The organism is Shewanella marina JCM 15074, assembly GCF_000614975.1.
GTDB lineage: Bacteria > Pseudomonadota > Gammaproteobacteria > Enterobacterales > Shewanellaceae > Shewanella > Shewanella marina.
Genome location: NZ_BALM01000028.1, coordinates 1 through 19,139, shown reverse-complemented (window position 1 = coordinate 19,139; position 19,139 = coordinate 1). Strand labels below are relative to the sequence as shown.

At 36.7% G+C, this 19,139-nt stretch carries 15 protein-coding genes, 1 tRNA gene and 1 pseudogene; 14 read left to right on the top strand and 3 right to left on the bottom strand.

Annotation, left to right across the window (positions count from 1 at the left end; translation table 11 throughout):
- The first annotated feature begins 28 nt into the window (after positions 1-28).
- The 13 genes and pseudogenes from JCM15074_RS16655 to tsgA (JCM15074_RS16600) all read left to right on the top strand — a co-directional run bounded on the left by JCM15074_RS16655 (position 29) and on the right by tsgA (JCM15074_RS16600) (position 13,959).
- Entirely contained in the window at positions 29-1,183 is a 1,155-nt protein-coding gene (locus tag JCM15074_RS16655) for an efflux RND transporter periplasmic adaptor subunit (protein ID WP_025822609.1), read from the top strand.
- Positions 1,176-1,868 carry an ABC transporter ATP-binding protein gene (locus tag JCM15074_RS16650; protein ID WP_025822607.1) on the top strand — a complete coding sequence of 231 codons (693 nt, stop codon included), beginning with the start codon at positions 1,176-1,178 and terminating at the stop codon, positions 1,866-1,868. Before JCM15074_RS16655 ends, JCM15074_RS16650 begins: the two co-directional genes overlap by 8 nt.
- Complete coding sequence (locus tag JCM15074_RS16645) at positions 1,861-3,099, top strand: ABC transporter permease (protein ID WP_025822605.1); 1,239 nt, start codon at positions 1,861-1,863, stop codon at positions 3,097-3,099. Before JCM15074_RS16650 ends, JCM15074_RS16645 begins: the two co-directional genes overlap by 8 nt.
- A gap of 34 nt (positions 3,100-3,133) precedes the next feature.
- Positions 3,134-3,709, top strand: a complete 576-nt coding sequence (locus tag JCM15074_RS16640; protein ID WP_025822603.1) for a hypothetical protein — start codon at positions 3,134-3,136, stop codon at positions 3,707-3,709.
- The gene (locus JCM15074_RS22725) at positions 3,652-4,254 is read left to right on the top strand and encodes a sensor histidine kinase (RefSeq protein ID WP_025822601.1); all 603 of its coding nucleotides are present in this window, start codon (positions 3,652-3,654) and stop codon (positions 4,252-4,254) included. The genes JCM15074_RS16640 and JCM15074_RS22725 overlap by 58 nt, the downstream gene beginning before the upstream one ends.
- Complete coding sequence (locus tag JCM15074_RS24235; RefSeq protein WP_148300829.1) at positions 4,251-4,403, top strand: response regulator; 153 nt, start codon at positions 4,251-4,253, stop codon at positions 4,401-4,403. Before JCM15074_RS22725 ends, JCM15074_RS24235 begins: the two co-directional genes overlap by 4 nt.
- Before the next feature lie 23 nt (positions 4,404-4,426).
- Positions 4,427-4,984, top strand: coding sequence for a LytR/AlgR family response regulator transcription factor (locus JCM15074_RS22720; RefSeq protein ID WP_051536940.1), 558 nt, complete (start codon positions 4,427-4,429; stop codon positions 4,982-4,984).
- A 42-nt stretch (positions 4,985-5,026) separates the two neighbouring features.
- Positions 5,027-5,590: a GNAT family N-acetyltransferase gene (locus tag JCM15074_RS16625; RefSeq protein ID WP_025822599.1), complete on the top strand. Its 564-nt coding sequence runs from the start codon at positions 5,027-5,029 to the stop codon at positions 5,588-5,590.
- Between the two features lie 115 nt (positions 5,591-5,705).
- Positions 5,706-7,031: a GGDEF domain-containing protein gene (locus tag JCM15074_RS16620; RefSeq protein ID WP_051536939.1), complete on the top strand. Its 1,326-nt coding sequence runs from the start codon at positions 5,706-5,708 to the stop codon at positions 7,029-7,031.
- A gap of 155 nt (positions 7,032-7,186) precedes the next feature.
- Positions 7,187-8,539 (top strand): GGDEF domain-containing protein, encoded by a 1,353-nt coding sequence (locus tag JCM15074_RS16615; RefSeq protein WP_025822595.1) that lies wholly within the window; start codon positions 7,187-7,189, stop codon positions 8,537-8,539.
- 141 nt (positions 8,540-8,680) lie between these two features.
- Positions 8,681-10,914 (top strand): annotated as a pseudogene (locus tag JCM15074_RS22715) (acyl-CoA dehydrogenase).
- A 303-nt stretch (positions 10,915-11,217) separates the two neighbouring features.
- Positions 11,218-12,459: an MFS transporter TsgA gene (gene tsgA, locus JCM15074_RS16605; RefSeq protein WP_234400262.1), complete on the top strand. Its 1,242-nt coding sequence runs from the start codon at positions 11,218-11,220 to the stop codon at positions 12,457-12,459.
- Positions 12,460-12,771: 312 nt separating this feature from the next.
- Positions 12,772-13,959 (top strand): MFS transporter TsgA, encoded by a 1,188-nt coding sequence (gene tsgA / locus JCM15074_RS16600; protein ID WP_025822591.1) that lies wholly within the window; start codon positions 12,772-12,774, stop codon positions 13,957-13,959.
- 53 nt (positions 13,960-14,012) lie between these two features.
- Here the strand turns inward: tsgA (JCM15074_RS16600) and speB are convergent, their stop codons facing one another.
- Positions 14,013-14,987: an agmatinase gene (speB, locus tag JCM15074_RS16595; protein ID WP_025822589.1), complete on the bottom strand. Its 975-nt coding sequence runs from the start codon at positions 14,985-14,987 to the stop codon at positions 14,013-14,015.
- Positions 14,988-15,146: 159 nt separating this feature from the next.
- Here speB and JCM15074_RS16590 point away from each other — a divergent pair, with 159 nt between their 5' ends.
- Positions 15,147-16,034: a LysR family transcriptional regulator gene (locus tag JCM15074_RS16590; protein WP_025822587.1), complete on the top strand. Its 888-nt coding sequence runs from the start codon at positions 15,147-15,149 to the stop codon at positions 16,032-16,034.
- 112 nt (positions 16,035-16,146) lie between these two features.
- On the opposite strand, the gene JCM15074_RS16585 is transcribed toward JCM15074_RS16590, so the two are convergent.
- Positions 16,147-17,652, bottom strand: a complete 1,506-nt coding sequence (locus JCM15074_RS16585) for a peptide MFS transporter (protein WP_025822585.1) — start codon at positions 17,650-17,652, stop codon at positions 16,147-16,149.
- Between the two features lie 1,390 nt (positions 17,653-19,042).
- Positions 19,043-19,119: transfer RNA gene (locus JCM15074_RS16580), tRNA-Met, on the bottom strand.
- Positions 19,120-19,139 lie beyond the last annotated feature (20 nt).

The following is a 19,139-nucleotide window of genomic DNA, read 5'->3' as shown; positions in this document are numbered from 1 at the left end:
ATTATTGCTACTGATTTAAGAGACTCATATGAAAAAATTACTCGTACTCATTGTGATGCTTTTCTTAATATTTGGTTTAATTAAATGGCGTCAAATATCAATGAATAGTGTGCCTGACGTTATGATTACTGAGGTCTCACACGCGCAAATTAGCGATACGATTCTAGCTTCAGGTAATTTGAGTTTTAACACTGAAATAAAACTTCGATCAGAGATAACAGGTATTGTAACGGCCATTTATGTAGATGAAGGGCAGTATGTTAAGCAAGGTCAGCTTTTACTTGAGCTTGATCCCACTTCATTTAAAGCGGAGGTGGATAGAAACCAAGCGTTGGTTAACCGTCAACAAATTGAAATTGAACGAGTACAGGCTTTAAAAAATGAACTATCAAGGCAACTTTTATTAAAGCAATCTTTATATCAGCAAAAGTTAGTGAGTGATGATGAGATTGCGCGGTTACAAAATGAATTACAACTTGCTGATATTGGTGTTAATGCAGCACTGGCTCGGTTATCTCAAGAGCAAGCTTTACTTGATTTTGCGAATGATAGATTAGCGAAAACAAGGTTTGTGGCCGCGATGGATGGGTTGATTGCTTCTGTTGATATTAAGGTCGGTGAAACGGTCGTAGCTGGCACGACCAATATTGTTGGTTCATCATTAATGACACTAGCAGATCCTGAGTCAATTTTAGCCGAACTTCGTATTGATGAAGCTGACATTGCTAATGTTCAGCTAGGTCAAACAGTTAATGTCTTTATTGCATCGGCACCTCATCAAAAATTAACTGCCAGCGTGACGAGTATTGCTGCTTCAGCAAGAGCGCACCCACGAACTCAGAGTTTATATTTTAAAGTGAAAGCGCTGATAAAAGACAATTCAATGCTTTTTCCTGGTATGAGTTGCCGCGCCGAAGTGATTACAGCCAAAAGTGAATTGTCTGCCGTTGTGCCATTATCTGCTGTCGGAGTGGAAGGGGAACAATATTATTTGTGGATAGTTGAGGCGGGTATTGCGAAGAAACAATATGTCGAACTGGGCATGGCAAACGAAATGCTACAAATCATTAAGCAGGGCGTACAACAAACTCAACAAGTGGTTATTGGACCTGCTCGTGTGATGGATCAATTAGTTGAAAATATGAGTGTTAATAGCCTTAATTCAGAGGTGACTTATGATTGAACTCATTGATGTCAGTAAACAATACCTGTCGGGTGAGCAGGCTTTTATCGCTTTACATAACATTAATTTGAAAATTGATAAGAATGACTACCTTGCCATTACAGGGCCATCAGGCAGTGGTAAATCAAGTTTAATGAATGTACTGGGTTGTTTAGATACGGCCAGTAGTGGTCAATTAATGTTTGAACAACAAGATGTGGCTCATTTTGATGAGGCACAACTCGCATTAATGCGTAATCAAACCATTGGCTTTATTTTTCAAAGTTTTCATCTATTACCTAGGATATCTGTGCTTGAAAATGTGGCATTGCCACTTATTTATCAATTTCAAACTAAGAAACAGCGAATTGAACGGGCGATGGGACAGTTAGAAAAGGTGGGGTTAATCGATAAAGCTATGAATTTACCCTCGCAGTTATCTGGTGGTCAGCGTCAGAGAGTCGCAATTGCAAGAGCATTAGTCACGGAACCTCAGGTGTTATTAGGTGATGAGCCAACCGGTAATTTAGACAGTAAAACAACCACAGAAATAATGGCATTGTTTGATTGTCTTCATCAGCAAGGGCACATCATTATTTTAGTGACCCATGAAAATGATATCGCTCAACATTGTTTGCGTAGAGTTGAGTTAGTTGATGGTCAAATTGTTGAAGATTGCCGGCAACCAAGGAAGGATTATGCATAATTTTTTTCACTTGATGGTTGAAAGCTATCGCAGTGCATTTGTTTCTTTGTCATCACAAGGATTACGGAGCGCTTTAACAACGCTAGGCATTATCATTGGTGTAGCTGCGGTGATTGTCGTTATTGGGGTGATGAATGCGCTTGCAAGTAATGTCACAAAACAATTTGATGATCTAGGCAGTAATATGGTGAGTTTACGCGCTGATACTCGTCTTGATGAAGCGTTACTTGGTGTGGAAAATAGACTTAAATATGCAGATTATCAGTTGCTTAAAAGTCGAATGACAAATATTGAAGTCATGGCGCCTGTCATGTCACCGATGAGCTCATTCTTAGAAGTACAATATGGCCAACATGTGAGTCGAACTCATATAAAGGCGACAAATGCGCAGTATCAGCAAGTGGTACAACTCTATCCTCAATATGGCAGATTTATTAATCATAGTGATGATATACGTAGGCGGCGTGTTGCTGTTTTAGGCGTATCGGTTGTTGAGCAACTTAAATTACCACAAAACCCCGTCGGTCATTATTTAATGCTCGCAGGTGACTGGTTTAAAATTATTGGTGTTGCAGAAGCAAAAGGCAGTTTATTTGGCATTGATCAAGACAATTATATTATTACCCCTTTTAGCACGTTTAGATCAATTTATAATGACTATGCAACTGAAAATATTGAAGTGTTGTTTATTCCACATAATATCAATCAAACAGATGATATTATCGATAATATGCGTGACATTTTGCGTAATAAATATAAGTTAAGTAGTCAAGAGAGTGATTTTTTTAAATTTGAAACGGCAGATAAATTAAAACAGCAATTTAATCAAATTTTTGATTCAGTGACGATAGTGGCATCTGCGGTAGTAGGGATTAGTTTATTGGTGGGTGGCATTGGTGTCATGAATATTATGCTAATGACGGTGACTGAAAGGACCCGTGAAATTGGCATTCGTAAAGCATTAGGAGCAACCCCTAATACCATTAAATTGCAGTTTCTGATTGAAGCTGTTTTATTGTCATTTTTTGGCGGTGTCATTGGTCTCTTTTTAGGCGTGAGCCTGACCGCTTTTATCCTGTTATTTATTCCGGGGAATGCCGCATTTTCGATTCCGTTCTGGGCGATGATTTTGTCATTAAGTTTCACTGCTGTGATTGGGATTGTGTTTGGATTGGTGCCAGCTATTAAGGCTGCTAATCTCGATCCTGTAGATGCGTTAAGGTACGAATAAATAACATCATAATAATTAATTGCTAAGGATGTGTATGACGACAATGATATTGAAACAACATATCAAACAGATGTTTTTAGTGAGTTCATCTGCGAGTCGTGCTTATTGGTTAGCGATGGTATTTTATTTGGCCTGCCATGCTGTATTTGGATGGATGGCGGTGTCTTTCGTGTTGCCATCATTAATGATTAATATACCAGTTTTTGTTTTGCGGCAATTAATTGAAACTCTGCTTATATTTATTGTGTTGCATTTTTTTGTAAGAGCTTACCTTAAGCTTTATTTTATTCATGCGCGTTTAACGATAAAGTGTTTTGCTCAGACAGCGGCTTACTTGGCTATAGTGGCTATTGCTAATAGTTTATTGCAATATGGGATCATGAAATTAGCGATATTTAGTCAATTTGATATCCAAAACATTCAATTTATGACAGGTGATAAGACTGCCGCTCATCATGCAAATCTACAGCAATCAATGTTATGGATTGTGATGATAATTGAACAGTATCTGTTTTTATTGATATGTACAGCTCTCTATTATTTTTGGCACCAATGGTTACAACACCAACAATTACAGCAGCAATTAAAACAAGCGCAATTCATCAGTTAAATCCACACTTTTTGTTTAATGCATTTAATACCATTCGAGCTTTAATATATGAAGATAAGGACAAAGCCGCAGAGGCGGTGACTCAGCTGTCTGAAATCTTTCGCGTGCAATTACAGACTAATTTACGCCAAAAAGTCACATTAAATGAAGATTGGAATTTAGCTCAGAAGTATTTAGCGATAGAACAGATGCGCCTAGAAGAGCGATTGCAGATTAAAATTGAGATTGATGAATCATGTTTAGTTCAGAAACTGCCGACTTTAACTTTGCTGACGTTGGTTGAGAATGCCGTCAAGCATGGAATTGCCCCCAATCAGGACGTTGGTTATCTTGCTATTTCTGCAACTCATAATGAGTCTGGCTATTGGCAGTTAAAGATTATCAATAGTGTTGGCAGCAGAAAAGCAAATAAATCAAATGGTACAGGACTTAGCAATATTAAACAGCGTTTACAGTTGATGTTTTCAGACCGAGCCGCAATTACTTGGCAATTATCAGATAATCAATTTTGTGTCATCATGCAATTACCTTGGAGAAAGCAATGACTCAAAATATCAAGGTGTTAATTGTAGATGATGAGAGGTTAGCAAGGGCCGAGTTGGTTAGATTATTGCGTAAACAGCAGTATGTTACAGATATTTATGAAGCTAATTGTGCTGATGATGCATTAAAGCAGTTATCAGCCATGACATAGATATCGCATTTTTAGATATTGCTATGCCTGAGATCAGTGGTTTGCAATTAGCACAGCAGCTCCCAAACCATCTTCATTTTGTATTTTGTACCGCTTTTCATCAGCATGCCGTTGATGCATTTGATTTAAATGCCCTTGATTACATTGTTAAACCAGTGGTAGAACAAAGGCTGGTTCAAACGCTTGAGCGTTATATCGATAAATCTAGAATTGTGCCGTCGATAAATGCAGAGTGCTTTTTAGATGATAATCACGGTTTATTACTTAAGTTTGGTGAAAATGCAGAGATTGTTAGGCTATATGAAATTGAGCTGTTTGAGTCAATTGGAAACCATGTTGCTGTCTATTGTGAACAGGGAAAGGCTTTTTTATACGCAAGTTTAACTAAGGTCGAGACACGCTTAGATCCTAATCTTTTTTTTAAAGCGAATCGCAGTGAGATTATTCGTATTGAGCATATCGTCAGATTAGAGAATGCTATTAGTGCAGGTGGTTTGGTGGCTGTTATGCAATCGGGGAAACAAATAGAGATTAGTCGGCGTCAGGCACAAACACTTAAACAGAGGTTTAATCTTTTTTAGGTTTGCGTTAGCTTAACGTTATCTTTTTTATTGGGGAATTTTATGAAAGTCAAAGCGACAGCTCGGTTATCATTTGAGTTAATGACAGCGGCAGATGCTCATTTAATGCATGAGCTTGATCAAGACCCAGAGGTGATGCGTTACATTAATGGTGGTGTGATGACGAGCTGGCAAAGGATAAATGAATTTTTTGTGCCAAGAGTAAAAGGTTTTACCAATAATGAACAAGGGTGGGGGTTATGGAAGGTCATGACGCACAGCGTTCAGGAAAACTTGTTAGCGGATGAGGACCCCTATTTTATTGGTTGGGTGCTTGTTAGACCTATGGATTATTATACAGATGAACCTAGGTTTCATGATTTAGAGGTTGGCTGGCGCTTTAAGCGCAAAACCTGGGGATTAGGTTATGCAACTGAAGCGGCGTTAGCGATTACAGAAGCTTTAGTTTTACAACCACAAATTACTCATCTTTCTGCTATCGCTTTAGAAGGTAATCTTGCATCAATCAATATTATGAAAAAGTTAGGGATGGAGTTTGTTGAGACTAAAACAGAATTAATCAATGGTTTAACTGAAAAGGTGGTCTATTTTACAAAAAAGGTATAAAAAAAGGACAATTAACTTAAATTCATTTTTGTTGTTAATTGCCGTAGCGGTATAATAAATCTCGAAAAATTAATATTGATTAGTGTTTTAGTCAAACACTCTAATGAGTTCAAAATTGCAGCAAAAATTCCTTTCTAATTTATTTTCTGAACATAAACATTTTCGTTTATTTATACTGATATTTTTTCCTTTTTTATTGCTCTTTTTGGCTGCGCTGTTTTTGTACAATTTGCATAATCAACAACTTGTAAAAGCTCAAATTAGCGAGAGGTTTGATGATATATACAATGTGACACAACGTTTTGGTTCACATTATGACAACACTGATAGTTTATATTTAAACAAGGGTATTCATTACATTAACCATGTTGGTGTAATGGTTAATAAGTCCGGTGAAGTAAAAGTGCTTTCAACTGGCTTGAATAAGTTGTCTAAACGGTTAAATGATCTCGCCCCTCATTATGTGTGGACGGTTGCCGCATTAGAAAAAACATCACCAGCTAATAATTACGCGCATTTTAAGCCATTAAGACCCGAGTATATAAAGCTTAATGAAAATGAAAAAGATCAGTCCTCGTGGATAGATGATATTGTTAAAAAAGAAGACTTAGTTGATACCTATAAAGATTTTTATAGCTGTAATCTTAAAATATCAGAGCCTTATGTGGAAAACGGCAGTAATGAGAAGATCCGTTCGATTTATTACCCCGTATATACAAATAGGGCACTTGCTTCATTATTAGTCGTAGATTTAAAAGTTGGGATTATCAGTCAGATCATTTCTGATTTTAATGATGAATATTTTACTTTCTTACAACGTGAATCTAATTTAAGTGGACTTAGTATTTCGTTTCTATTGCCTTGCTCATCAGAAGGGGTCGTTATTATAGGTATTAATTATAAATATCTCGTGGCTACCTCAGGGATATTGTCGCTATTTATGTCGTTTATTGTTTCAGTATTTGTGCAATTGATTAAATTTAGACGTATGCGATTACATCGAGACCATATGACTAATTTTTTCCGTCGTGATTACTTTGAAGCGAAATTACAGACGATGAAAGTTTTCAGTATTCTCATCATCGATATTGATCATTTTAAACAAGTTAATGATAACTATGGTCACAAGATGGGGGATGAGGTGATTAAAACGGTTTGTCGTCGCCTGCGGGCACAAATTCGTAATGATGATGTTGCCATCCGTTGGGGAGGGGAAGAGTTTTTAATTTCATTTAGTTATATGACTAAAGCGCAGCTATTTGATAAAGCTGAACAACTGAGAATGGCCGTTGAACAAGAAGCGATTAATAGCTTAACAATTACAGTTTCTATTGGGGGAACTTGTAGTCATGAGCTTTCTTTTGTCGATGTATTTAATGTGGCAGATAAAGCGTTATATAGTTCTAAACAACAAGGACGTAACCAAACAACAATTGCTTGAAAAATAGTCACTTAGTCAGTTGAATGTATTACATTTAAGCTTTAACTAAGGTTAATATGCTTAAAATTGCCTAACGCTCACTAGACAAACCGTGTTGTTGCTTTTTTTTAAGATTTAGCTAGACACTTATTGTTGGAATTTTAGGCATATAAGTCATGTTAAATTATAAATTTACACAATATATTGATGCGAATATTATTCGAAAAAGTGTTATTTCATTTTGTAAGATACTAATTCTTAATGCATTTGTTATTTTTAGTGGCTTGGCTTTTTATAATTATACGCAAATGCAAAGTATTGCTGATGAGATTAGTGATACATACACTCAGGTATTTGATTTAGCAGCGGATTATGCAATCTATTTTCTTAATACAGAAACTCGCGAAAGTCGATTAGGTTTTAAACAAGACGGCGATATAGGCTTATTCATTAATAAAACGGGACCAGTGAAAGATTTAAGTGTTGGTATACAGGGCATTACCAATAAGTTAAAGACGATCATTCCTGATCATTTACAGCTTGTTGCGGCATTTGAAAAGTCTAAAGCTGATAACATTGATTATGGTTATTTTATGCCTATGCGCAGTAATTATGCAGCATTTAATAAGATGAATACTCAGTTGACCATTGGTCAAATATTGAGTCGTAATCGGGTCGAAATTGATATATATAAGCACCTAGAGCGCTGTAAAATGAAAATGTCACCAGCTTACTTTGAAGACTATAGCGGTGAACATTTACGTACTATTTATTATCCGGTGTACATTAATAAAAAAGCACAGACTTTATTGGTCATTGATATTAAAGAAAGTTTTATCCATGATTTTATTCAAAAAAATAATCTTCATTATTTTAGTTCGTTAATGTTAGCTAAGGTGCCGCAGCATGTGTCTTTGCCACTATCACTGCCGTGTGAACAGAAACTAGACAATTATATTGGCGTAGACATACTAGATTTCTTTATTAAGTTTTGTGTTCTGACCTTGGTTATTAGCTTGGTTATTTTATGCTTAGTGACTTGTTTTCAGTATCGCAGTTATTTATTACAACACGATTTAATGACCATGTTTTATCGTCGTGATTACTATCAAAATAAATTAAATAAATTCAGATGTTTCTCTATGCTAATTATTGATATTGATAATTTTAAGCAGATTAATGATCATTATGGTCATTTAAAAGGGGATCAGGTTATTAAAGCCATTGCGCATAAAATCAATAATAAAATGCGTAAAACGGATATTGCGATTAGATGGGGCGGTGAAGAGTTTGTATTACTGTTTAGTCAAATGTCAGCTAGTCAACTTGAAGCCAAGGCCGAAAGCATTAGATCGCATATCGCAGATGAAATGATTGAGCAGTTACCTATTACCATATCGATTGGTGGTATCTGTATTGAAGACAGTGATTTTATTAATGCATATAAACTTGCTGATATCGCGTTATATCAAGCTAAAAGAGCTGGACGCAATCAGGTTGTGATTCATTCTAATGGCAGTTCAGAATAGCGTTAAACATTAAATTACTGAATTATAAGTAAATAAACATCTTTCAAACGATCGTGTTAAACGCTTGTTTGAAAATTGTTGCATATTTAAATTGTTTGTGACGTAATAGAGCTATGTTAACTAGTCGGATGAGTGACTACTATGAGCTTACGTACACAACTAAAAAAAATTCTACCGAGCATTTCAACAACGGAGCAGGAAGCCCTAGATGCGGGTGATGTGTGGTTGGAAAGCTCAATTTATCAAGGTAATCCAGATTTTTACACATTGCGTGCAATTCCTGACGCAAAATTAAATGAAGAAGAACAAGCTTTTTTAGATGGCCCAGTACAAACTTTACTTGAAATGATTGATGATTTTGAAATCCAATCAAGTAAACATTTACCTGAACAAATTCTAAGTTACTTAAAGGAAAATCGTTTTTTTGCGCTAATTATTCCGAAATCATTTGGCGGTTTAGCGTTCTCTCCTTATGCCAATTCAACGATTGTTGCGACAATTGCTGCAAAGAGTTCTGCTGTTGCGGTAACGGTAATGGTGCCTAATTCACTCGGTCCTGGTGAGTTATTGATGCACTATGGTACGCAAGAACAACAGCAACAATGGTTACCTCGTTTAGCTAATGGTCGTGAAATACCATGTTTTGCACTAACAAGTCCTGAAGCTGGCTCTGATGCTGGTGGTATTCCTGACATAGGTGTCGTGACTAAAGGTGACTATCAAGGTAAAGAAGTGCTCGGATTATCAGTATCTTGGGATAAACGCTATATTACCTTAGCGCCCATTGCTACTGTACTTGGGCTAGCATTTAAGGTTCAAGATCCGCAAGGATTACTTGGTGGCAAAGTGAATTTAGGTATTACTTGTGCACTTATTCCTAAGAGCCATCCTGGTGTTCAGTTAGGTAATCGACACGATCCTATGGGGATCCGTTTTTATAACGGTACAACCCGCGGTGAAAATGTATTTATTCCTATGGATTTCATCATCGGTGGTCAAAACAATATTGGCCGCGGTTGGCAGATGCTCGTAAGTTGCTTAGGTGCAGGACGAGGCATATCTCTGCCTGCACTCGGTGTTTCAGTTAGTCAGGCAGCATTTAAATCATCAGCAGAATATGCTGCTGTCCGTGAGCAATTTGGCCTAGCGATTGGCCAGTTTGAGGGGATTCAAGAAAAGCTAGCTGACATTGCAGGTAAAACATACTTGCAAGAGTCTATGCGAGTACTGACCACTGAAGGTTTAGGCTTAGGGTTAAAACCATCGGTTGTGACTGCCATTGCAAAATACCATATGACTGAAATCGGACGTGATGTACTTGATTCAGCAATGGATATTCAAGCGGGTAAAGCAATTCAATGTGGCCCACAAAATACACTAGCTTCTGGTTATGTGGCTCAGCCAATTGCCATTACAGTAGAAGGTGCCAACATTTTAACCCGTAATTTGATGATTTTTGGTCAAGGGGTAATGCGCTGTCATCCTTATTTACAGCCTATGGTGGAGTCTATCCACAGCAATGAGGCGAATGCAGAAAAAGAATTTAATCGTCTGTTCGTTAAAACGGTTGGTTATAGTAGTCGCAATGCACTAAGAGCGTTTGCTTTAGGGTTAGTAAACTCATCGGCTAAATCAAGTTCAGAGATCGCTGAAGTGATTGAATATGAGAAGAAGATCAAATTGTTGGCGTCTAAATTAGCGTTTATGCTGATTTCTCATTATTAGTGCTTGGTGGTAAGTTAAAGCAAGCTGAGATGTTGTCCGCACGTCTTGGTGATGTCATGAGTTATCTCTATGCCGCCATGGCATCAATTCGTTATTATGAAACTAAAGTTGCCAGTGTTGACCGTGAGGAAGCTGCACCATACTTCCATTACGCAACGCGCTGGGCATTACAAAATGCAGAAAAAGCGATTTTGGATTTCTTAGATAACTTCCCATCTTCGGCTACGCGAAAGTTTATGCGACTAATTACTTGTACTTATAGCGCCAAAATGCCCAAAATAAGTGATGATTTAGTACGTGAGTTAGCGACACAAGCACAACTCAATACCCAAATAAAAAAACAGTTAACTCATTTAGTCAAACCTGTGGTTGGTGATGGTAACTATATTAATGAGCAAGCTTATCTAGCTAAAATCGACTGTTTAGAGTTATTGGCTAAACTCAAAAAAGCACTGCGTCGAAAACAGTTTGGTGCTGGAGTTAAGTTTGCTGAAACAGTAGATAATGCACTTGCAGCGAATATTATTAACGAGTATGAACACAAGAAATTGCAAGATTACAATCTAAAACGTGAGCGAGCGATTCGTGTTGATGAATTTGACTTTGATCTTGAGATAATTAAAGACAAAGCTGATTTGAAAATAGCTTAAGATAATTTAGTTTATGCAAGTTAATCTGTATTGATATTGATTTATTGAAGCATATTGAAAGCCACATTCATTGTGGCTTTTTTGTGCAGCAAAACATAATGAGGTTTGTTATCACTTAAATTTTTGCTGGTTGTGGTTAGGTGGTATTTGTTGGCGCAAGGTAACATATGTTGCGCAAACTGGCTTGGGTAAGTGTGCTGGCGTATCTATATCGTAAAATAAATTAGTGTAAGCTAATTTATTTTGGCACGTTTTTTGATTTCTATTTATGTATCTAATTGTATCGTGTTAAAATAGGCTAGTTTGAATCGACTTTTAGAAGTCGATTTTTTTTATCCAATTTTTACCGATACAGGACTTGCTATGACTGACCGCAATCGCATCCTACTTACATGGATAAGCTTTTTATCCTATGCATTAACGGGATCTTTGATTATTGTCACTGGGATTGTGATGGGAGATATTGCTAAATTTTTCAATTTACCTATCTCCAGCATGAGTAACACTTTTACATTTTTAAATACTGGCGTATTAATTTCTATTTTTCTTAATGTTTGGCTAATGGAAATTGTATCACTGAAAAAACAGCTAATTTTCGGATTTATCCTTATGGTGCTGGCTGTTTTAGGGTTAATGTTTGGTCATAACCTTGCAATATTCTCTGCGAGTATGTTTGTTCTTGGTGTGGTGAGTGGTATTACCATGTCAATTGGTACTTATCTAATTACTCGTCTTTATCATGGTAAACAACGTGGCTCGCGCTTACTATTTACTGATTCATTTTTTAGCATGGCAGGCATGATTTTCCCATTAATCTCTGCCGCATTACTCGCACATAGCATTGCATGGTATTGGGTATACGTTGCCATTGGCATGATTTACGTTGTTATCTTTATACTTGCGCTTATTTGTGAATTTCCAGTCTTGGTGAAGTCGGATGATCAGCAACAAGCTGTAAAAGAGAAGTGGGGCTTAGGAATTCTATTTTTAGCGATTGCTGCGCTTTGTTATATTTTAGGGCAAATGGCTTTTATTTCATGGATACCTGAATATGCAACGAAGAAGCTTGGCATGGATTTAAGTGGTGCAAGTCAACTTGTTAGCTATTTCTGGGGCGCATATATGCTTGGCATGTGGGGCTTTAGTATTTTAATGAAGCGTTTTGATATTCAATATTTTGTATTGACGCTTTCTGCTTTAGCCACTGGGTTAATGTTCTGGTTCAATATGGATACAGATACTGACCACTTGTTGATTATTATCTCAGTGTTAGGTTTCTTTAGCAGCGCTATTTATACGACTATTATTACATTAGCATCACAACAGACCAAAGAAGCATCTCCTCGCATTGTAAACTTTATCTTATTCTGCGGCAGTATTGGCACAATGTTAACTTTTGTTGTGACCAGTCCTATTGTAAAGAGTTATGGCGCTCATGCCGCCATGCTGACAGGTAATGCGTTGTATGCAGTCGTATTTGTTATGTGTTTATTAGTCGGTTTTGTAACAAAACATCGAATTCATGGTCATTCATCTAGCCATTAATTAATCATATTTATGATTGAGCCTCCTCTTTTGAGGGGGCTTTTTTTTATGCTTTTTTGTAGGAACAGCCATATTTGCTTAAATAATTAACAAAAGTTAATTATTTGAGCGCAGCTAATTCCGCATGAAGTAAGGGTTTTGTTTGTGATTTTTTTATTTTAAAGTCACCTAAATTAAACTTAGACCACCTTGATACGTATGGTTACAAAGCGAGAGCTAGATCGCAAACCCCTGTGTCTGCTGTGTTAGTATTTAATTTTTAATCGGCAACAATTAAGTCGATTTTTTTGTTTTATTACTACAGGATTTGCTATGACAGATCACAATCGCAGATTACTTACATGGATAAGTTACTTATCTTATGCACTGACTGGATCATTGATTATCGTCACCGGGATCGTGATGGGAGATATCGCTAAATTTTTTAATTTACAGATATCCAGTATGAGTAATACTTTTACTTTTTTGAATTCTGGTATTTTAATTTCAATTTTCTTAAACGTGTGGTTAATGGAAATTGTCTCATTAAAAAGACAACTCATTTTTGGTTTTATACTGATGGTATTAGCCATATTAGGTTTGATATTTGGTCATAATCTTGCGTTGTTTTCTGCCTGTATGTTCGTACTTGGTGTGGTGAGCGGTATTACTATGTCAATTGGTACATATTTAATTACTCATCTTTATGATGGTAAACAGCGAGGTTCTAGATTGTTGTTTACTGATTCATTTTTCAGTATGGCAGGTATTATATTCCCGCTGATCTCTGCTGCATTTTTAGCAAGACATATTCAATGGTATTGGGTTTATGCTGCAATCGGTGTGATCTATCTTGGTATCTTTATTTTAACGCTTATTGCCGTATTTCCTGTATTAAGTAAAGATGATGATGAACAAGTTACTACCGCTTCGACTGAGAAGTGGGGCCTTGGTGTGCTGTTTTTAGCCATTGCTGCTTTATGTTATATCTTAGGTCAACTGGCATTTATATCATGGATCCCAGAATATGCGACTAAAACATTGGCGATGTCTATTAGCTCTGCTGGCGAATTAGTGAGTTATTTCTGGGGCGCCTATATGATTGGCATGTGGATATTCAGTATTGTAATGAAACGCTTTGATATTCACTATTTTGTATTAGTGCTATCTGGTTTAGCAACATTATTAATGTTGGGCTTTAATATGGATAGTAATACCGATCATTTATTGATAATTATTTCAGTATTAGGCTTCTTTAGCAGTGCTATTTATACAACAATAATTACGCTTGCTTCACAGCAAACCAAAGAAGCATCACCTAAATTAGTCAACTTTATTTTGTTGTGCGGTACTATTGGTACTATGCTGACATTTATTGTGACGAGTCCAATTGTTAAATATTACGGTGCACATGCGGCACTATTAACCGGTAATGGTTTATATGCAGTAGTGTTTATTATGTGTGTGTTAGTTGGCTTTGTGACGAAACACCGTATTCACGGACATGCTTCTGCTCATTAATTTTTGAGTGGTATAATTGGGGCGCTTAATTATTAGCGCCCTTAAATTATTATCTAATTAGCGGCCTGTTGTCGGTCGTAAAAAATAGCGCCAATCGTGTTCATTAATAATTGAGCCGCTAAAATTGCCGTAATTCCTGTTGGATCATAAGCGGGAGCCACTTCAACTAAATCTATCCCTACAATTTGCCCCTTACTGCGTTGACTTAATGCTTTAATTATTTCCAGTACTTCATAATATTGAAAACCACCATGACTAGGTGTGCCTGTACCCGGTGCAATAGAAGGATCAAAGGCATCAATATCTATCGTCAGGTAGTATCGTTCTGCTGCTGGTATTTGAGCTAATACATCTGCAACCCCAAGTTTTCTCACTTGCCTGACCGATAAAATATTTGAACCCGCCTCTTTAGCTGCATCATAATCACTGCGATTAGAGGAGGATACGTTACGGATCCCCAGTTGAGTCATACCACTAATATGCGACATCTCAGATGCGCGTCTTAATGGATTACCATGACCATATCGAACCCCATGACGTTCATCGACAAAATCAAGATGGGCATCAATATGAATGATATGGAGTGGTGGCTGTTGATCAAATGCTTGAATGACTGGGATGTGAATTGAATGATCGCCGCCAATGATTATTGGCATCGCACCTTGAGCTAGGATCTGTCTAACAGCCGCATTAGTGTTGGCATGACTTTGATTCATATCGGTATGAACAATGTCGGCATCTCCCACATCAACCATGGTGACTTGGTCATGGGTGAGATACATTTTATCATCCTCAAAATCATATGCGCCAGCATGACCAAAAGAAAATAATGTTGATGCTTCTCTTACTGCTCTTGGGCCAAAGCGTGCGCCTGAGCGCCACTGTGAACCCATATCGTTAGGTGCACCAAGAATGGCGACATCTGCATTAATTGTATTCCAATCGGTACATACTGGTGATTTTGCAAATGTGCAGTGACCAACAAAAGGAAGGTTTAAACGGCCGGCTGCGTAAGTATTATCATTCATTGCTTTTTCTCTATAAATTAAGATCAAACTCTCATTTATTAATATCAGTTATTTATTGATGCAGATAAATAACAAATATGAGAAGTCTAATTCGTATAAAAACGAACTAAATGAGGTAATTTAACGCTATTAATTTTCAAGTTATAAACGAGGCTATAGATGCAGTTGCAAGATACTGATATTAGATTGTTAAGAGTGTTTGACGCTATTGTACGTGCAGGCAGTTTTAGCGCTGCACAATCAGTATTAAATATTAGTGCTTCAACGATAAGTGAGCATATGACTCGCTTAGAAACTCGACTCGGTCTCAAGTTATGCGAACGGGGAAGAAGTGGTTTTAAATTAACGTTAGCAGGGCAACATACGTATCAAGCTTGCCAACAACTTTTTGATTCAATTGATTGTTTTAAAGATAAAATGAGTGAGTTTCATCAAGATCTTAGAGGTGATTTACATATTGGTATGATTGATAACACCATCTCGAATCAACAGATGCCGGTGATTGATGGATTAAAACAACTTTTGCAACGATCAGGTGCTGTTGTACCTAATATAAAAATTGGCACGCCATATCAACTTGAACAAGATGTATTAAATCGGAAGCTCCATTTAGCCATTGGGCCGTTCCAACAACACATTCCAGGATTAGAATATCGTGCGTTATATGTTGAGCAACATTGCCTATATTGTTCTCATTTACATCCTTTTTTTGAATCGGAAATAGTAACCTCTGCAATGTTAAATCAAGCTGCTGTCGTGTCTAGAATGTATTTATTTGGGCGTGACTTGAGTATTTTGGGGGTAGAGCAGGCCGCGGCTATTATTGATAATATTGAAGCACAAGCGACGCTAATACATACTGGGCATTATATCGGATTTTTACCTCAGCATTATGCTCAGCAATGGGTTGAACAAAAGCAATTGAAACAGATCTATCCATATCAACTGAGTTCACAATTTTATTGTATTACGAAAGCTGCAATAGAATTATCTGGTTTGACTCAAGTATTTTTAGACATAATTAATCAACATAAATTGGATGATTAAAATAGCAAAGTTCAGATGGGGGGATTCGTGGATTAGTCTGAAGTTAAGTTTAATGTCAGCTTATGATAGAAAATAAAAGCACCGCATATATTGGTATACGGTGCTAATTAAATTAGTTTGGCTTTACAGAAATAGCTTCATGCTCAGCGGTAACTTCAATTTCTTCATTTAAAGGTTCATTGTGATGTGCTTTATTTTCAGCACCATGCATCCAATCAACCAGTTTATCTGCCATAAAGTATAAAATAATACTAGAAACAACAGCTGTAATGGCAATACCCGAGAAAATTGAAATAGCGTTAGCCAGTTGTTCCTCTTTACTGCCATCATTACCAATAAATGAGCCAACAATACCGGCGACTTTATTTGCTGCCGCCATAAATAGGAACCAAAAGCCCATTAATAGCGAGGCAATACGGAGTGGGGCTAGTTTGGTTACCATCGATAAGCCAATAGGCGATAAACAAAGTTCACCCATGGTGTGGAAGAAATAGGCACCTACAAGCCACCACATGCTAGATTTTGCGTTTGCATCACCGTCAATTTGTAATACTGCACCAATCATAAATAGGAAACCAATACCTAAGAAGATTAGGCCCAAAGCGAACTTCACAGGAGAGGTTGGCTCTTTTGATCCCAAACGGATCCAAATTGATGCGATTACAGGGGCAAAAAGTACAATAAAAATAGCATTTAATGATTGGAAGTAAGTAGTTGGGATAATCCATGAACCTAAATGGCGATCAGTGAATTCATTGGTAAATAAATTCATTAGACCACCAGCTTGTTCAAATCCAGCCCAAAAAATGATGGTGAATAAGCCCATAACCATAATAACTTTAATACGATCACGCTCGATTTTGGTTAAGGGCTGTTTTTCTACATTTTTCTGGTTTTTATGTTTATTCAATTTTGCCGCTGGTACAGTGCCAATCTTTCCTAACAGTTTGTGTCCAAATATAAACTGAATCACTAGTGAGAAAAGCATACCAACACCAGCACAGAAAAATCCCGCTTGCCAGTTATTGATAAATACATCTTGACCATTAACGACGTCATTATAACCAAAATGAGTATAAGCCCAAGCAACAACAAATCCAGATAAAGCAGAACCAATGTTGATGCCCATATAGAAGATGGTAAATGCACCGTCTCGACGATGATCACCTTCTTGGTAAAGATCACCCACCATAGTTGCAATATTAGGCTTAAATAGTCCATTACCTAAAATTAATACACCTAAGCCAATATAGAAGATGGTTATCTCATTACTCGGAAACCATGCATGTGGCGCTGCGAGTAGAAATTGCCCAGTAGCCATCATTGCGCCACCAATATAGATTGACTTGCGCTGGCCTAAAAAGTTGTCAGCAAGCCAACCACCAATTAAGGGGGTTAAAAAGACTAGGCCGGTAAATGTGCCATATAAAGATAATGCATCAGATTGGCTCCAACCTAAGCCACCACCACCTTGGTTATGTACTTGATCAACTAAATACAGAACCAAAACGGCACGCATCGCGTAATAACTAAATCTTTCCCACAGTTCAGTGGTAAAAAGCAAGAAAAGTCCTTTCGGGTGACCGAGGAACGTTCCTTGAGATTTTACTGCACTCATTCATTTATCCCATTTTGTGATTGCAAATAGACAAGGTCTAATAAAATATTATTGTTAATAAATATGTAAATATATGGAGTTCTTATGTATCAATACTGAGTGATTAATAAGCTAAGTTGTTATACATTTATTTATTTAAAATTGTTTAGCTATAAGTTCTAAACACATGTATTTATTTACCACTAATTTTATTGTTAAGTCAATCCACTTAAGTTTTTAATGTAATAAATTGGAACTTGATCTTTAATGTATCAATTAAATGCAATTATTATTGATGAAACGGTAATTTAAATAATGGAATAAAGTAAATTTTTGTCGAATGGTTATAGTTTATTGATATTTATAGAGTTGTTATTAATTATTAAGAATGTGGTTATTAAACGCTAGTTGTAATTAACATGTTATCTCATGTGTTTTAAATGGTTTTAAATATTAACTATTACATGTGGCGATTGATATTTAGAACTTTGTTGTCTTGACGGTTATTTTAATAAGGAGTTGGTTTGATAATATTACCTTTGATTATTTTTATGTTATTTATTTGCGTTAATATCGTTCGAACTGAGTAAATATTCTAATATGGCGGAGTTATTATAAATGGACTGTATTGATTTTAATGTGAAAATAGTGCGTTTTATCGAACTTATAAGAAGCAAAATGCGGCACTAGACTGACGATTAGCTAATGTAGACTTGAATCTACGCTCTTGCTTGTAATTATAGAAGACTACTTAAACAATCTTACTAATCGAATTTCAGATATAAAACTAGTAAAAGAGGGGCTGTTCAATCATTACCTAAAATTGGCTTCAAGAACCTGATTTGATTAGAAGCCAATACTTGGAATATGTCCAATGAGTAATCATATCGCTCTATCCTGCGCTTAATGGTGTCAATTATGCTATTAAGAGCGAATTGAAGAGGGGATATAGTTAGTCTTTAATATTAACTAGATGTTGTATACGCTAGGTTTGAAGCTGTACCTTTGCTGGCTTAAATGAAAGTTTGAGCTAGATTTGAACTGACGACCTTCGATTCTTTATGAAAAGAGTTGAGCCTGACGAGTTACCATGCTGCTTCATCGCTCGTCCGATATTCCGCGCAGGATTTTACCCAATGGACTTACAGGCTGAGTCTGATGATTTTTATTAGCATATTTTAGATACAAAAAAACCAGCATAAGCTGGCAAATTTTACGTTAAATTGTTAACTATAAAGTGGTTGCGGGAGCCAGATTTGAACTGACGACCTTCGATTCTTTATGGAAAGAGTTGAGCCCGACGAGCTACCATACTGCGCCATTAGCTTGTTATTGACTGGAAGTGCTATTTTTAGATACAAAAAAACCAGCATAAGCTGGCAAATTTTACGTTAAATTGTTAACTATAAAGTGGTTGCGGGAGCCAGATTTGAACTGACGACCTTCGGGTTATGAGCCCGACGAGCTACCATACTGCTCCATCCCGCGTCCGATATATAGTCATAGTG

Excerpts from the sequence above, each read along its gene's own strand:
- JCM15074_RS16655 (WP_025822609.1), top strand. The coding sequence starts at position 29 with ATGAAAAAATTACTCGTACTCATTGTGATGCTTTTCTTAATATTTGGT.
- JCM15074_RS16650 (WP_025822607.1), top strand. The coding sequence starts at position 1,176 with ATGATTGAACTCATTGATGTCAGTAAACAATACCTGTCGGGTGAGCAG.
- JCM15074_RS16645 (WP_025822605.1), top strand. The coding sequence starts at position 1,861 with ATGCATAATTTTTTTCACTTGATGGTTGAAAGCTATCGCAGTGCATTT.
- JCM15074_RS16640 (WP_025822603.1), top strand. The coding sequence starts at position 3,134 with ATGACGACAATGATATTGAAACAACATATCAAACAGATGTTTTTAGTG.
- JCM15074_RS22725 (WP_025822601.1), top strand. The coding sequence starts at position 3,652 with ATGGTTACAACACCAACAATTACAGCAGCAATTAAAACAAGCGCAATT.
- JCM15074_RS24235 (WP_148300829.1), top strand. The coding sequence starts at position 4,251 with ATGACTCAAAATATCAAGGTGTTAATTGTAGATGATGAGAGGTTAGCA.
- JCM15074_RS22720 (WP_051536940.1), top strand. The coding sequence starts at position 4,427 with ATGCCTGAGATCAGTGGTTTGCAATTAGCACAGCAGCTCCCAAACCAT.
- JCM15074_RS16625 (WP_025822599.1), top strand. The coding sequence starts at position 5,027 with ATGAAAGTCAAAGCGACAGCTCGGTTATCATTTGAGTTAATGACAGCG.
- JCM15074_RS16615 (WP_025822595.1), top strand. The coding sequence starts at position 7,187 with ATGTTAAATTATAAATTTACACAATATATTGATGCGAATATTATTCGA.
- tsgA (WP_025822591.1), top strand. The coding sequence starts at position 12,772 with ATGACAGATCACAATCGCAGATTACTTACATGGATAAGTTACTTATCT.
- speB (WP_025822589.1), bottom strand. The coding sequence starts at position 14,987 with ATGAATGATAATACTTACGCAGCCGGCCGTTTAAACCTTCCTTTTGTT.
- JCM15074_RS16590 (WP_025822587.1), top strand. The coding sequence starts at position 15,147 with ATGCAGTTGCAAGATACTGATATTAGATTGTTAAGAGTGTTTGACGCT.
- JCM15074_RS16585 (WP_025822585.1), bottom strand. The coding sequence starts at position 17,652 with ATGAGTGCAGTAAAATCTCAAGGAACGTTCCTCGGTCACCCGAAAGGA.